Here is a 14,081-nt window from a genome sequence, read left to right on the forward strand (position 1 = left end):
GGAGCACCCCGGCACTAGGCTGATCACATGACGGCCACGCGCTTCACCTATCTCGGTCCCGAGGGCACTTTCACCGAGGCCGCCCTCCGTACGCTGCCGGAAGCCGCGACCCGGGAACTGGTCCCGATGGTCTCGGTGCCGGCGGCACTGGACGCGGTGCGCAACGGCGAGGCCGCGGCCGCGCTCGTCCCGATCGAGAATTCGGTGGAGGGCGGGGTCACCGCCACCCTCGACGAGCTGGCCTCGGGCAAGCCGCTGATGATCTACCGCGAGGTACGGCTGGACATCGCCTTCGCGCTGCTCGTGCGGCCAGGTACCGCCCTGTCGGACGTCAAGACCGTGACCGGGCACCCGGTGGCCCAGCCCCAGGTGCGCAACTGGCTCCGCACGAACCTGCCCGATGCGGTGTGGGAGTCCGCGGCCTCCAACGCCGACGGAGCCCGGCTCGTCCAGGAGGGACGGTTCGACGCCGCCTTCGCCGGCGAGTTCGCCGCCGCCACCTACGGGCTCGTCCCGCTGGTCACCGAAATCCACGACGCGGAGAACGCAGAGACCCGCTTCGTGCTCGTCGGGCGGCCGGCCCGGCCCGCCGCGCCGACCGGCGCCGACAAGACCTCCGTCGTGCTCTGGCTCGCAGACGACCACCCGGGCGCCCTGCTCGAACTCCTCCAGGAGTTCGCCGTGCGCGGGGTGAACCTGATGCTGATCCAGTCCCGGCCGACCGGCGAGGGCATCGGCAACTACTGCTTCGCCGTCGACGCCGAGGGGCACATCTCCGACCGTCGGGTCAGTGAAGCGCTCATGGGCCTCAAGCGCACCTGCCCCCAGGTCCGCTTCCTCGGCTCCTATCCGCAGGCCGGCGTCGCTCTGAGTGATGTACGGGCCGCACGGCCGGGAACCTCCGAAGCCGACTTCACTGCCGCCTCCGACTGGCTGACGCGCTGCCTGGACGGCAGGGCGTAGGGCTTCGTCCACTGTCCACAGAGTTATCCACAGGGCGCGATGGCAACCTGGGGACAAGTCGACAGAACAACACGACAAGGTCGACAAATCGGCTGTGGGTCCAGGTTTCGCGCTGGGGAGCGGAGGGTGAACGTTGTCACCCGCGCGTCGCCGATCAACTCGTTGGGGCGAGCCATTCCCACCCGAATGAGCGTGTGAGGGTGGTTTGAACCCCGAGTCGACCCAGCCGACTACAGAACAGGATTGATCTATTCCCCTATCCACAGAGGGGACGCACAGCCTGTGGATAACCTGGGGAAGGTCCCAATTCCTGTGGACAAAGAGCCTCCTGCCGCGCTGCTCAGGGCATGCCCAGCCGCCACCCCCGAGGTCCATTTCGTGGAAAGGCGCGACATTTATCGACCGCGGGAGAAGGACCTCTTCCGGCCGACCTGCGAGACTTATCCAATAGCGGCAATTGGGGCATAGTGACACGCAGCGTGATATCGGTGTGCTCCCCGGAACCCCAGCCCGGTAGCCTGGAGGGGTGATTGACCTCCGGCTGCTCCGTGAAGACCCTGACCGTGTCCGCGCCTCGCAGCGCGCCCGTGGAGAGGACGTCGAGCTCGTCGACGCACTGCTCTCCGCCGATGAGCGCCGCAGGTCCTCCGGCATGCGCTTCGACGAACTGCGCAATGAGCAGAGGTCCCTCGGCAAGCTCATCCCGAAGGCCTCTCCGGAGGAGCGGGCGGAACTCCTGAAAAGAGCCGAACTGCTCAAGCAGGACGTCAAGGCGGCCGAGTCCGAACAGAATGAGGCGGACGAGGCTGCCAAGCAGCTCCTGCTGCGGCTCGGAAACATCGTCCACGTGGACGTCCCGGTCGGCGGCGAGGAGGACTTCACCGTCCTCGAGACGCACGGGACCATCCGCGACTTCGCCGCCGAGGGGTTCGAGCCCAAGGACCACCTGGAGCTGGGCGAATCTTTGGGCGCCATCGACGTCGAGCGCGGCGCCAAGGTGTCGGGCTCGCGCTTCTACTACCTGACCGGTGTGGGCGCCCTGCTGGAGCTGGCCCTGGTCAACGCGGCCATCGCGCAGGCCACCGAGGCCGGCTTCATCCCAATGCTGACCCCGGCCCTGGTCCGTCCCCGCGCCATGGAGGGCACCGGCTTCCTCGGCCAGGCCGCGGAGAACGTGTACCACCTGGAGAAGGACGACTACTACCTCGTCGGCACCTCCGAGGTAGCCCTCGCCGCGTACCACATGGACGAGATCATCGACGCCGACAAGCTGCCGCTGCGGTACGCGGGGTTCTCCCCCTGCTTCCGCCGCGAGGCCGGCACGTACGGCAAGGACACCCGCGGCATCTTCCGCGTCCACCAGTTCGACAAGGTCGAGATGTTCTCGTACGTCGCGCCGGAGGACGCCGAGGCCGAGCACCAGCGCCTCCTGGAGTGGGAGAAGCAGTGGCTGACCAGCCTGGAGCTGCCCTTCCAGGTGATCGACGTCGCCACCGGTGACCTCGGCTCCTCCGCCTCGCGCAAGTTCGACTGCGAGGCGTGGATCCCGACCCAGGGGAAGTACCGCGAGCTGACCTCCGCGTCGAACTGCGACGGATTCCAGGCCCGCCGCCTGTCGATCCGCTACCGCGACGGCAAGAAGACCCAGCCGCTGTCGACGCTGAACGGCACCCTGTGCGCCGTGCCGCGCACGATCGTCGCGATCCTGGAGAACCACCAGCAGGCCGACGGCTCGGTGCGGGTGCCCCAGGCGCTCCGTCCGTACCTCGGCGGCCGCGAGGTCCTGGAGCCGATCAACAAGTGAGCCCGGCCCCATTCCCGTACAAGCTCGTCGCAACGGATCTCGACGGGACCCTGCTGCGCGGCGACGACACCGTCTCGGAACGCACCCGCGAAGCGCTCGTCGCCGCCACCGCGGCCGGTGCGGCGCACATCATCGTCACCGGCCGGGCCGTGCCCTGGACCCGGCACGTCCTGGACGACCTCGGCTATCGGGGGATCGCTGTGTGCGGGCAGGGCGCGCAGGTCTACGACGCGGGATCGCACCGGTTGCTGACCTCGGTGACGCTGGACCGGCAGATGGCCGGTCTGGCGCTGTCGAAGATAGAGGCCGAGATCGGTCCGCTGGCCCTCGCGGCCAGTCGGGACGGGATCGACGGCGAGGTCCTGATCGGACCCGGCTACCAGGTGCAGGAGGGTCTTCCGGCCGTCTACCTGGAGGACACCACCGCGGTGTGGACCGCACCGTTGAACAAGCTCTACATCCAGCACCCGGGCCTTGACGACGACGCCCTCGTCAAGGTGGCCCGGCAGACCGTGGGCAGCCTCGTCGACATCGTGATGGCGGGTCCGGGTGTGGTGGAGATCCTGCCTCTCGGCCTGACCAAGGCCACCGGCCTGTCACTGGCCGCTCGTCGGCTGGGCGTGAAGGCCGCGGAGACCATCGCCTTCGGCGACATGCCCAACGACATCCCCATGTTCGGCTGGGCCGCGCACGGGGTGGCGATGGCCAACGCCCATCCGGAGCTCAAGAGCGTGGCGGACGAGGTGACGACCTCCAACGAGCAGGACGGCATCGCGGTGGTGCTGGAGCGCCTGCTGAGCGCCGCCTAGCACGTACGACGGAGGAGGAGGTCCGGGGCTGCCCGCGCCGAAGGCGCGCTCGAAGTGGCTGCCCCGGACCTCTTGTTGCTCCCCACACGGCTCACTCTGCCCCGGGCGCCAGCCGCGGACCAGTGAATTTCCGCGCATCAGCCGTCAATCCGGCGGCGCCGCGGGAAGGGACGCGAGCATGGAGCACGGCGCCCCCGAAGGCAGTGCCCGGCTATCCCTGTTTCACATGAAACACGGGTCGTGTTTCACGTGAAACAACGCGACGGGTGAGTGGCCAGGAGAGCAGGCCGACCGCGAGGGCGATGGCGTGTCCGAGGTCGGTGAAGGTCCCGCCGGTGGCCAGAGGAAGTCCGAAGAAGGCCACCACCCCGGCGAGGTAGAACCATCTCCAGGGACCTGGCAGCCGGTAGGCAAGCACGCCCGCGGCAGCCGCGAGGCCGTAGCTGACGCCGATGTCGACGACGTGGGTCATGGTCCGCGGGGCTCGATGATCCTGAATGGCCGTCAGGAGGACCTTCTGGCTGACCAGGGTGGCGACGATGTGGGCGGTCGCGACGATCAGGAGCCAGCGCAGGGTGCCGAGCCAGCGCTCGACGGGTGCGTGGAAGACCTCGAAGAGCAGCGCATAGAGGGCGAGTGAGGCCGGGTTCTCGATCCAGAAGGCGCTGCTGAGGAGCGCCCGCACCGGATGCTGGACGAGCTGGTGGATGTTGCTGCTGTTGCGGTGGAGCAGGACATGGTCCACTCGGTCGGGCGCGATCACGACGACGATGCTGGTGACGGCGATGATCAGCAGCCAGAGATGCGTTCCGGGCGAGGAGCGTATCCAGGACAGCACAGGCCTGGAGGGCTCCGGCTCGGTGTGCTCGATCATGCACCGATGATGCCGTGTGCAACTGTGCCCCGCCCGGCCGGTGGGCCGGGCGGGGCACGGGGTCCGTCGTGGTGTGCCGAGGGTCGACCGGGGCCTATTCCTCGCCGGCCAGCGTGAGGCGGCGCAGCTTCTGGCCGGCGTAAACGGTGGCTCCGACGGTGACCACCGCGAGCAGGACCACCGCGGTGGGCAGGCCGACGGTGGCGTCGACGTATCCCTCGCCCGCGACCTTCTCGGCCAGGGAGAGGGCCCACTGCTGAACGCTGAGGGTCTTGGCGCCCGAGACCAGGCTGCCGAAGAGGGATTCCCAGATCAGCGCGTAGACGAGGCCGAAGACCACCGCGTGCCGGCTGACGGTGCCCAGCAGCAGGAACAGCGCGCTGTAGGCGATCGAGGCGACGAGGGCGGCGACCGTGTAGGCGATGGCGATCTGCTGGCCGTTGCCGTTGAGGATGAAGCCGGCGATCAGGGTGGGAATGGCGGAGAAGGCCATCGTGACGGCGATGGCGACGATCAGCTTGGTCATGATGATCGTCGGTCGCTTCACCGGCTTGGAGAGCAGGTAGACGATCGATCCGTCGTCGATCTCCGGGCCGATGGCCCCCGTGCCGGCGATGACGCCGATCAGCGGGACCATCGTCGCCAGGGCGAAGCCGCCGAGCAGGTCGGCGGCGACCTTGTCGTCCACCCCGGTGAGGGCGCGGACGGCGATGGCGATGACGATCAGCAGGGCCGGGAGGAGGAAGAGGATCAGCGCGCGGCGGCGGCCGAGCAGGGCCCGGTAGGTGAGCCGGGCAACGGTGGGGTTGTACATGGGTGCCAGCTCCTTCAGGCCGAGACGAGGTAGGAGAAGACCGACTCGAGGGACTCGTCGGAGGGCGAGACCGTCAGCAGCCGGATGCCGTGCGCGCGGGCGACCCGCGGCAGCAGTTCGGTGAAGCGTCCGAAGTCGACGGCCTGGATGCGCAGCGCGCCTTCCTTCAGGTCGACCTCGATACCGGCGGTGGACGGATCGGCGATCAGGGCCGCCGCGAGGATCCGGTCGTCGGAGGAGCGGACGAGATAGCGGTGGGGGCGGTCGGTCATCAGACGGCGGATCTTGCGGAAGTCGCCCGAGGCCGCGTGCCGGCCGGCGACGACCACCTCGATGTGGGAGGCCAGCTGCTCGACCTCCTCCAGGATGTGCGAGGAGAACAGCACGGTGCGGCCTGCATCACCCATGCGCCGCAGCAGGTCCATGAGCTGCATGCGCTGGCGGGGGTCCATGCCGTTGAACGGCTCGTCGAGGAGCAGTACGGCCGGGTCGTGGACCAGGGCGGAGGCCATCTTCACGCGCTGGCGCATGCCCTTGGAGTACGTGGAGATCTTGCGGTCCTGGGCGTACTCCATCTCGACGGTGGCCAGTGCCCGCCGGGCGGCCGCGTCATCGAGCCCGTGCAGTTCGGCATTGGCGACGACGAACTCGCGCCCGGTAAGGAAGTCGTACATGGCTTCGCGCTCGGGCACGACGCCGATCTGCTTGTAGACCTGTTCGTTGCGCCAGATCTGCGTCCCGTCGATCGTGACCGTGCCCGTGGAGGGGGCCAGGAATCCGCCCATCATGTTGATGAGCGTGGACTTGCCGGCGCCGTTGGGGCCCAGCAGCCCGGTGACGCCGGGGCCGATGCGCATGGTCACGTCGTTGACGGCGACGACGTTCCCGAACCAGCGGGACGTGTGGTCGATGTCGATGATGGTCACAGCCCGGCCTTCCGGTAGCGGGCCATCAGAGCGGCGTAGGAGCCGACGATGAGGCCGAGGGCGACGAGCAGGTAGACGAAGCCGGTGCCGGCCGCGGGGCCTTCACCGCCGGGGAAGGCGGAGGTGGCGCCGAGGAAGGCGGTCTGGATGCCGTCGATCAGGGTGATCGGGGAGAACAGGCCCATCCAGTCGATGGCTCCGGTGTTGCCCGTGCTGTAGGCGATGCCCTGGACCGCGGTCACGGCGCCGTAGGGGATCAGCAGCACGGCGATGATGGCGGCGACGCCGAAGCCGCGGCGCGGGGTGAGCGCGGCCATGATCAGGCCGAGGCCCGAGAACAGCAGCGACAGCAGAAGTACCGACACCAGTCCCTGCCCGAATCCCTTGGTCTGATCGCCGAAGTCGAACTTGGCCAGCAGCGAGCCGATCCACATGATCAGCAGCGGCGTGGCAGTGAGGATGAACAGGGCCGAGGCCATGGCCGCGAACTTGGCGACGACGTAGTCGACGCGCTCGATGGGCCGAGAGAAGTACAGCGGCACGGTCTTGAAGCGCAGGTCGCGCGAGACCGACTGGGGTGCCTGGGAGGCGAGGAAGAGCCCGATGACCACCTGGGTGGTCAGGGCGTACGTCGTGTACTTGATCGGCAGGTCGGTGCTGCCGGGGACGGTGATGGCCACCGCGACGAGGATCAGCGCGGGCACGCACATCACCGCGAAGAGGATCATCGGCAGCACCTTGGACTTGGCGGAGCGGCCGAGCCCGTACGCGCCCCGCAGGGACTGCGAGAACAGCGACTTTCGGGCGTAGGAGCGGCCGAGCCGGGCCCCGTCGTAGGACCGGTAGCCGATGTTGTGGATCTGGGTCGAGGTGTCAGGCGCCATCGGAACCGGCTCCCTTCTGCTGGGCGGTGTGGACGGACTGGTCGTTGTCGCGGAAGACCTCCGCGATGTGGTGGCGGCGCTGCTCCATGCGGACCAGGCCGAGGCCCAGGTCGGCGACGGTGTCGCGGACGGTGTCGTAGGTCTGGTCGCCGGTGGCCTCCACGAGCAGGACGTGGCCGGCGCCCGGCAGGCCCTGCTCCTCTCCCGCGTGGAGGGTGAGCCCCACCTCGGTGAGCGCCTTGCGCAGGGCGGCGGTGCCGTCCGGGTGCTCGTCGGAGTCGGTCACCTCGACCGCGAGGGTCGCGGTGCTCTGGGTGAAGTCGCTGGTGGAGCTGGAGCGCAGCAGCTTGCCGCCGTCGACGACCACGACGTGGTCGCAGGTCCGCTCCAGCTCTCCGAGGAGGTGGGAGGTGACCAGGACGGAGATGCCGAAGTCCGTGTAGATGCGGCGGATGAGTCCGAGCATCTCGTCGCGGCCGACGGGGTCCAGGCCGTTGGTGGGCTCGTCGAGGAGGACCAGCTGCGGGTCGTGGACGAGCGCCTGCGCCAGCTTGACGCGCTGCTTCATGCCGGTGGAGTAGCCCCCGATGGGGCGGTAGCGCTCCTCGTACAGGCCGACGTGGCGCAGGGTGTCGGCCGTCCGTTCGCGGGCGGCGGTCGGCGGGAGGCCGGACATGCGGGCCATGTGGACGACGAACTCGGTGGCCGAGACGTCGGGTGGCAGGCAGTCGTGCTCGGGCATGTAGCCGACGCGTTCACGGATGGCGCTGCCATGCGTGGTGACGTCGAGGCCGAGCACGGCGGCACTGCCCTCGGTGGCGGGGGACAGTCCCAGCAGAATCTTGATCAGCGTGGACTTGCCGGCTCCATTGGCACCCACGAGGCCGGTCACACCAGGCCCGATGTCCAGGGAGAGCCGGTCGAGGGCGGTCACTCGGGGGTACCGCTTGCTCAGGCTTTCGGTCGCGATGACAGTCACGGGTTCGACGTTAGTGGTCCGGACCCCGCGAATCGTCAGACCTTGAGCTGGCTCCCGTCTCCGCCTTCAGGCGTACGTGCCCGTACTGGAGGCTGATGTGACCCGGACAAGATTGTCCACAGGTCCGTGCACGGGCCTTGACGTGATCTCCAGTCATTGTCACATTCATCAGTGTCAGCTTACGGGCGCGTACGGCTACAGGGACGGACTGCTGGGATGGCTGGGGACACCAAGCAACGCACCGCGCAGCTCATTCCCGAACTGCGCGGGTTCAGGGAAGTGCAACGGCTCGCGTACGAGTGCGCGGAGGCCGTCGCCGCGGAGCTGCGGCCCGGGGTGACCGAGCGGGAGGCCGCGCGGATGCAGCGCGAATGGCTGCGTGAGCGGGGCGTGCGGGACTGGTTCCACCTGCCCTTCGCCTGGTTCGGCGACCGCACCGCCTTCGTGAACTTCAGAATCCCGCTGCAGTTCTTCCCGACGAATCGGAAGCTGGAGCCGGGGATGCCGTTCATCCTCGACATGGCACCGGTCTTCAAGGGCTACGCGGCCGACGTCGGCTACTCGGGCAGCCTCGGGCTGAACCCGGTCCAGGACCGGCTGATGTCCGATCTGCACGCACACCGCGTGCTGATCCTGGAGCAGGTGCGCGAGCGCCGCCCGCTGCGCGAGATCTACGAGAACGTCGAGCGGCTGATGACGCGCCAGGGCTACACCAACCGGCACCGCGCCTACCCCTTCGGCGTGATCGCGCACAAGATCGACCGGGTCAAGGAGCGGCGCTGGTCACCCACCGCGTTCGGATTCGGCACCCAGTCCCTGAAGGGGCTGGCGGGTGACGCCCTGCACGGGCACCGTGACGGCTGGTCCCCGCTGTGGAGCCCGTACCGCTTCTCCGACCACCCGCCGCAGCCCGGCCTGTGGGCGGTGGAGCCGCACCTGGGCTTCCGGGGCACCGGCGCGAAGTTCGAGGAGATCCTGGTGGTCACCGATTCCCGGGACCCCGGGGAGAGTGCGTTCTGGCTGGACGACGATCTGCCGCACGTGCGGCGCTGGGCTGAGGAGGAGGCGGCATGAGCGGGACGAGCGGGACAGGACCGGCGGGACTGGCAGATGCGCGCGAGCGCCGGGTGATCACCGGCGGCGTCGAGCTGTGCGTCGCCGAACTCGGCGAGGCGGGCCGGCCGACCGTCGTGCTGGTGCACGGCTACCCGGACAGCAAGGAGGTCTGGTCGGAGGTCGCGGAGCGGCTGGCGACGCGCTTCCACGTGGTGCTGTACGACGTACGCGGCCACGGGCGCTCCAGCGCGCCGCAACCGTTGCGCGGCGGGTTCACGCTGGAGAAGCTGACGGACGACTTCCTGGCGGTCGTCGACGCGGTCAGCCCCGACCGACCGGTGCACCTGGTGGGCCATGACTGGGGCTCCGTACAGGGTTGGGAGTTCGCGACGGTCGCCCGCACCGAGGGCCGGATCGCCTCCTTCACCTCGATGTCGGGGCCTTCCCTGGACCACTTCGGGCACTGGATCAAGAAGCGGATGGCGCGGCCCACCCCGCGCCGGGCGGCGCAGCTGCTCGGCCAGGGTGCCAAGTCCTGGTACGTGTACATGCTGCACACCCCCGTACTGCCGGAGCTCGCCTGGCGCGGGCCGCTCGGCAAGCGCTGGCCGGCCATCCTCCAGCGCGTCGAGAAGGTGCCGGCCGGGACCTACCCCACGGCGTCGCTGCCCACGGACGCCGCGCACGGCGCCTGGCTCTACCGGGACAACATCCGGCCCCGGCTGCGCCGCCCGCGCGCCGACGCCTACGCGCACGTACCCGTGCAGCTGATCACCCCGACCGGGGACGCCTTCCTGTCCGAGCGGCTCTACGACGACCTGGAGCGGTGGGCCCCGGATCTGGTGCGGCGGACCCTCCCCGCCAAGCACTGGGTACCCCGGACCCGGCCGGACCAGCTCGCCGCGTGGATCACCGACTTCGTCACCTCCCGGGAGGAGCCGTCCGCGCGGGCACCGCACCAGCGGGCTCCGGGCAGGTACGCGGACCGCTTCGGCGGGCAGCTCGTCCTGGTGACCGGTGCAGCCAGCGGCATCGGCCGTGCCACCTCCTTCGCGTTCGCCGAGGCGGGGGCCCGGGTGGTGGCCGTGGACCGGGACGGCGAGGGCGCGGCGCGCACCGCCGAGATGGCCCGGCTCGTCGGCGCCCCCGAGGCCTGGGGCGAATGCGTGGACGTCAGTGACGAGCAGGCGATGGAGAAGCTCGCGGTGAAGGTCGCCGCCGAGTACGGGATCGTGGACGTCCTGGTGAACAACGCCGGAATCGGCCTGTCCGGAGCCTTCCTCGACACCAGCGCCGAGGATTGGAAGAAGGTCCTCGACGTCAACCTGTGGGGCGTCATCCACGGCTGCCGGATCTTCGGCCGCCAGATGGCCGACCGCGGCCAGGGCGGACACATCGTCAATACCGCCTCCGCCGCCGCCTACTTGCCGTCGAAGACCCTTCCCGCCTACAGCACCTCGAAGGCCGCGGTACTGATGCTGTCGGAGTGCCTGCGCGCGGAGCTGGCCTCGAAGTCGATCGGCGTCTCCGCCATCTGCCCCGGCATCGTCAACACCAACATCACCGCCACCTCGCGCTTCGCCGGGGTGGACGAGACCGAGGAGAAGCGCCGCCAGGAACGCTCCTCGCGGCTGTACGGCCTGCGCAACTTCCCGCCGGAAAAGGTCGCCGACGCGATCCTGCGGGCCGTGGTGCGCAACGAGGCCGTGGTGCCGGTGACCCCCGAGTCCAAGGGGGCCCTGTGGATGTCCCGCTTCGCCCCGCGCACCCTGCGGGCCATCGCGAAGCTGGAGCCCCCGCTGTGAACCCGGGCGGGAGCGCGTACGCGATCGGTCCGCGCCGGGTGGCCATGGACTGGCAGGCCACTCGGTGCACCGGATACCCGGCGAGCGCGCCGCCACCCGCGTGATCAGCGTCCTGTACCTGCTGCTCCCCGCCGGGTAGCGGTGGTTCGTCCAGGTCTTCGTCCAGGTCTTCGTCCTTGTCTTCAAGGAGGCCCTGCCGCGGGTCACCGATCCGGAGCTGCGCAAGGACAACGGGCGGACGGCCGCGCTCTTCGCTCGGCGGCCACCACCGGGCGGTGGCCAAGGGGCTACCGCCCACCGGGAGAGAGCTGGGCACGGCCATACCCCGCTCCTTCCGGCGGTCGTACCATCCCTCGCAGGAGGGCTCGCTGCGCAGGGCGGTCGAGTACCTCGCGGCCTCGCCCGCCGCCCGGACCGCAAGCGGGTACGGTCGGCCGAGCCGCGATGTCGTAGGGAGCCAGGATTGTCCGAGCAGACGGTAGCCGAGTACCGGATCGAGGATCTGGCGCACCACAGCGGGGCCACGGTGCGCACGATCCGGGCGTACCAGGACCGCGGTCTGCTGCCGAAGCCGGAGCGGCGGGGCCGCTCCAACGTCTACCGGGACACGCACCTGTCGCGTCTGCGCCAGATCGCGGACCTGCTGGACCGCGGCTACACGCTGGCCTCCATCAAGGAACTACTGGAGGCCTGGGACGCAGGCCGCGGGCTCGGCGGCGTCCTCGGGCTGGTCGCCGAGGTGCACGGTCCGTGGACCGACGAAGAGGCGGCGTGGATATCCCGGGAGGAGCTGAACGAACGGTTCGGTGGCAGGCCGGACGACGACGCCGTGGGTGAGGCCTGCGAGCTGGGGGTCCTGGAGCGCATCCCCGACCGGCCGGACCAGTTCCTGGTGCCCTCCCCACAGGAGCTGGCGGTGGCCGCCGAGCTGTACGCGGCCGGCGTGCCGCTTGCGGCGATCACCGGGCACCTGCGGGAGCTGCGGGGGCAGGTGGAGCACATCGCCTCCCGGTTCCTGGAGTTCACCACCGAGCACGTCTTCGCCCGCTATCTCGGCGAGGTGCCGCCCACGGACGCCGACGCGGCGGAAGCGGCGACGATGGTGCGGCGGCTGCGGCCGCTGGCCCAGCAGACGGTCGACGCCGAACTGGCGCGGGCCATGCGCCTTTTCGCGACGCGCCACCTCCAGCAGCACCTCGGGGCACCCGGCGTCGTCCGGCCGACGGGGCCGTCGCCGGTGGCCCTTCCGGCCGGCACGGTGCGGGCCGTGCAGGAGCTGGTGGGCGCCGATCACGTGGCGGAGTTCGTCCGGGCCGCCACGGAGCGGGAGCTCCAGGCCCGGACGATGAACGATCTGGCCCGCCGGGGCGAGCGGTAGGGTCGGGTGCCGATCGACTGGCGGCGCCGGGTGGTGGGCGGTACGCGGCCCGTGGTGCGCCGCCTGTGGTTCCCGGTGCCGATCGGCCGGTAGTCCACAGGGCGATCACGCGTTTGCCGTCAAAACGTGCCCAAACGGCTGTGGACAACCGGCCCTTCCTGTGGGCAACGGGGTTCCGGCTGGACCGTTCCTCAACCGATGGTCTCGTACGACGCCTTGCTGGTGGCCGTGCCCTGCGCCGCTCCGGCCTCGGACAGGGACTCGGCCCCGGCCTCCTTCTCCACCGGGACGTCCACCACGACGTCCACCACGGCAGGCGCCGCGGCGACCGGGGTGACGGCGACCGGCACGACGACGACAGGAGCCTCCGCCGCCGAATCGTCCGTACGCGCGCCCCGGGCGCCTCCGTACAGCAGGGCCGCGAGGGCCAGGCCGACCGCCCCGCCGAGCAACTGGGCGGCGACGAAACCGGGCAGCGACTGCGGGGCGATGCCGGTGAAGGAGTCGCTGAAGCTGCGCCCGATGGTGCCGGCCGGGTTGGCGAAGGAGCCGGACGAGGTGAACCAGATCGCGGCGGCGATGTACGCGGCGACGGCGGCGGGTATGAGCTTGGCCCGCCCGATGCGCCCGAGGCCCTGGATGACGAGGACCAGTCCGGCCGTGGCCACGACCTCGCCGACCAGCAGATGGCCGCCGTCGCGGACCTGGGTGGCGAACGCACCCGGGAACCGCCCGAACATGGTCTCCGCGAGGACGGCGCCGCCGATGGCCCCGGCCGTCTGGGCCGTCGCGTAGGCCAGCGCCTCCCACCCTCCGAGCCCTTCCCCTCCGGTGCGCCGCGCCCACCAGGAGGTGAGGGTCACCACCGGGTTGAGGTGGGCTCCGGACAACGGCCCGAAGAGCGTGATGATCAGCCCGAGGCCGATGGCCGAGGCGAGCGAGTTGGCGATGAGGGCGACACCGGTGTCGCGACTGAGTTCGGCGGCCTGGATTCCGGAACCGACCACGACCACGAGCAGACCGGCGGTGCCGATCAGTTCGGCAACCGCGCGGCGTGGAAGAGAGGTATGGACTGTCATGGTTTCTCCCCTGGGGCAGAAGTTGCAGCGGAAAATGTATTCCGTATCTTGGAATCGCGATAGGGGGTGTCCACCCGTGTCCACCCCGGTCGCCGCCGCGAAATTCGCTGCCCGAACGGCCTCCGACCGGGCACCCTGAGGCCATGGATGACAAACGCACCGTGAAGGTGTCCAAATACGTATCGAAACACCTCCGGCATCAGCCGGAGCGCATCGGACTGGTGCTCGACCCGCGCGGGTGGGTGGAGATCGACGACCTGTTGCGCGCGGCCGCCGGCCACGGCTTCGCCATCAGCCGCGCCGAGCTCGACCACGTCGTGGCCGCCAACGACAAACAGCGGTTCGCCGTCGAGGGCACCCGCATCCGGGCCAGCCAGGGGCACACCGTCGCCGTGGACCTCGATCTGCCGGAGGCGGAGCCGCCCGCGTACCTCTACCACGGCACCGTCGCGGCGGCCCTGGACGCGATCCGCGCCGAGGGCCTGCGCCCGATGGCCCGCCACCACGTGCACCTGTCGCCCGACCGGGAGACCGCGACCCGGGTCGGCGCCCGCCGCGGCCGGCCCGTCGTGCTGAGCGTCGACGCGGGGGCGATGCGCGCGGCCGGGCACGTCTTCCGGATCAGCGCCAACGGCGTGTGGCTGGCAGAGGCCGTTCCGCCGGACTTCCTGCGTTTTCCGTAGCACTGTCCCGGTGGGAAAACACCGGGG

General features: G+C 70.0%; 13 protein-coding genes. 7 read left to right on the forward strand and 6 right to left on the reverse strand.

What is annotated here, in order from left to right; genetic code table 11:
- The first annotated feature begins 27 nt into the window (after positions 1 to 27).
- From pheA to ACFWW8_RS08485, 3 genes are all read left to right on the forward strand, one after another.
- Positions 28 to 963 carry a prephenate dehydratase gene (pheA, locus tag ACFWW8_RS08475; RefSeq protein WP_386525386.1) on the forward strand — a complete coding sequence of 312 codons (936 nt, stop codon included), beginning with the start codon at positions 28 to 30 and terminating at the stop codon, positions 961 to 963.
- A 526-nt stretch (positions 964 to 1,489) separates the two neighbouring features.
- On the forward strand, positions 1,490 to 2,767 hold the full coding sequence (gene serS / locus ACFWW8_RS08480) for a serine--tRNA ligase (protein ID WP_386525389.1): 1,278 nt from the start codon (positions 1,490 to 1,492) through the stop codon (positions 2,765 to 2,767).
- The gene (locus ACFWW8_RS08485; protein ID WP_386525392.1) at positions 2,764 to 3,576 is read left to right on the forward strand and encodes an HAD family hydrolase; all 813 of its coding nucleotides are present in this window, start codon (positions 2,764 to 2,766) and stop codon (positions 3,574 to 3,576) included. Before serS ends, ACFWW8_RS08485 begins: the two co-directional genes overlap by 4 nt.
- 211 nt (positions 3,577 to 3,787) lie before the next feature.
- Here the strand turns inward: ACFWW8_RS08485 and ACFWW8_RS08490 are convergent, their stop codons facing one another.
- The 5 genes from ACFWW8_RS08490 to ACFWW8_RS08510 form a co-directional block, all read right to left on the reverse strand.
- Positions 3,788 to 4,450 (reverse strand): rhomboid-like protein, encoded by a 663-nt coding sequence (locus tag ACFWW8_RS08490; protein ID WP_386525394.1) that lies wholly within the window; start codon positions 4,448 to 4,450, stop codon positions 3,788 to 3,790.
- A gap of 94 nt (positions 4,451 to 4,544) precedes the next feature.
- Positions 4,545 to 5,264: an ABC transporter permease subunit gene (locus ACFWW8_RS08495; RefSeq protein WP_383926465.1), complete on the reverse strand. Its 720-nt coding sequence runs from the start codon at positions 5,262 to 5,264 to the stop codon at positions 4,545 to 4,547.
- A 14-nt stretch (positions 5,265 to 5,278) separates the two neighbouring features.
- Positions 5,279 to 6,190 carry an ABC transporter ATP-binding protein gene (locus ACFWW8_RS08500; protein ID WP_386525397.1) on the reverse strand — a complete coding sequence of 304 codons (912 nt, stop codon included), beginning with the start codon at positions 6,188 to 6,190 and terminating at the stop codon, positions 5,279 to 5,281.
- Positions 6,187 to 7,074: an ABC transporter permease gene (locus ACFWW8_RS08505; RefSeq protein ID WP_386525400.1), complete on the reverse strand. Its 888-nt coding sequence runs from the start codon at positions 7,072 to 7,074 to the stop codon at positions 6,187 to 6,189. The genes ACFWW8_RS08500 and ACFWW8_RS08505 overlap by 4 nt, the downstream gene beginning before the upstream one ends.
- Positions 7,064 to 8,053, reverse strand: coding sequence for an ABC transporter ATP-binding protein (locus tag ACFWW8_RS08510; RefSeq protein ID WP_386525403.1), 990 nt, complete (start codon positions 8,051 to 8,053; stop codon positions 7,064 to 7,066). The genes ACFWW8_RS08505 and ACFWW8_RS08510 overlap by 11 nt, the downstream gene beginning before the upstream one ends.
- A gap of 216 nt (positions 8,054 to 8,269) precedes the next feature.
- Between ACFWW8_RS08510 and ACFWW8_RS08515 the strand changes: the two genes are divergently transcribed.
- From ACFWW8_RS08515 to ACFWW8_RS08525, 3 genes are all read left to right on the forward strand, one after another.
- The gene (locus ACFWW8_RS08515) at positions 8,270 to 9,127 is read left to right on the forward strand and encodes a M24 family metallopeptidase (RefSeq protein WP_386525405.1); all 858 of its coding nucleotides are present in this window, start codon (positions 8,270 to 8,272) and stop codon (positions 9,125 to 9,127) included.
- Positions 9,124 to 10,914, forward strand: coding sequence for an SDR family oxidoreductase (locus ACFWW8_RS08520; RefSeq protein ID WP_386525407.1), 1,791 nt, complete (start codon positions 9,124 to 9,126; stop codon positions 10,912 to 10,914). The genes ACFWW8_RS08515 and ACFWW8_RS08520 overlap by 4 nt, the downstream gene beginning before the upstream one ends.
- A 463-nt stretch (positions 10,915 to 11,377) precedes the next feature.
- Positions 11,378 to 12,292, forward strand: coding sequence for a MerR family transcriptional regulator (locus tag ACFWW8_RS08525; RefSeq protein ID WP_386525409.1), 915 nt, complete (start codon positions 11,378 to 11,380; stop codon positions 12,290 to 12,292).
- A 191-nt stretch (positions 12,293 to 12,483) separates the two neighbouring features.
- Here ACFWW8_RS08525 and ACFWW8_RS08530 read toward each other — a convergent pair whose 3' ends face one another.
- Entirely contained in the window at positions 12,484 to 13,371 is an 888-nt protein-coding gene (locus ACFWW8_RS08530) for an aquaporin (protein WP_386525410.1), read from the reverse strand.
- 143 nt (positions 13,372 to 13,514) lie between these two features.
- Here ACFWW8_RS08530 and ACFWW8_RS08535 point away from each other — a divergent pair, with 143 nt between their 5' ends.
- On the forward strand, positions 13,515 to 14,054 hold the full coding sequence (locus ACFWW8_RS08535; protein ID WP_386525413.1) for an RNA 2'-phosphotransferase: 540 nt from the start codon (positions 13,515 to 13,517) through the stop codon (positions 14,052 to 14,054).
- Positions 14,055 to 14,081 lie beyond the last annotated feature (27 nt).

The sequence above is a fragment of the Streptomyces sp. NPDC058701 genome (assembly GCF_042715295.1).
In the GTDB taxonomy this organism is placed as follows: domain Bacteria; phylum Actinomycetota; class Actinomycetes; order Streptomycetales; family Streptomycetaceae; genus Streptomyces.

What these genes read in the sequence shown, in the direction of transcription:
- ACFWW8_RS08505 (WP_386525400.1), bottom strand. Translation starts at nt 7,074, where the DNA reads ATGGCGCCTGACACCTCGACCCAGATCCACAACATCGGCTACCGGTCC.
- ACFWW8_RS08530 (WP_386525410.1), bottom strand. Translation starts at nt 13,371, where the DNA reads ATGACAGTCCATACCTCTCTTCCACGCCGCGCGGTTGCCGAACTGATC.
- ACFWW8_RS08490 (WP_386525394.1), bottom strand. Translation starts at nt 4,450, where the DNA reads ATGATCGAGCACACCGAGCCGGAGCCCTCCAGGCCTGTGCTGTCCTGG.
- ACFWW8_RS08520 (WP_386525407.1), top strand. Translation starts at nt 9,124, where the DNA reads ATGAGCGGGACGAGCGGGACAGGACCGGCGGGACTGGCAGATGCGCGC.
- ACFWW8_RS08495 (WP_383926465.1), bottom strand. Translation starts at nt 5,264, where the DNA reads ATGTACAACCCCACCGTTGCCCGGCTCACCTACCGGGCCCTGCTCGGC.
- ACFWW8_RS08535 (WP_386525413.1), top strand. Translation starts at nt 13,515, where the DNA reads ATGGATGACAAACGCACCGTGAAGGTGTCCAAATACGTATCGAAACAC.
- ACFWW8_RS08515 (WP_386525405.1), top strand. Translation starts at nt 8,270, where the DNA reads ATGGCTGGGGACACCAAGCAACGCACCGCGCAGCTCATTCCCGAACTG.
- pheA (WP_386525386.1), top strand. Translation starts at nt 28, where the DNA reads ATGACGGCCACGCGCTTCACCTATCTCGGTCCCGAGGGCACTTTCACC.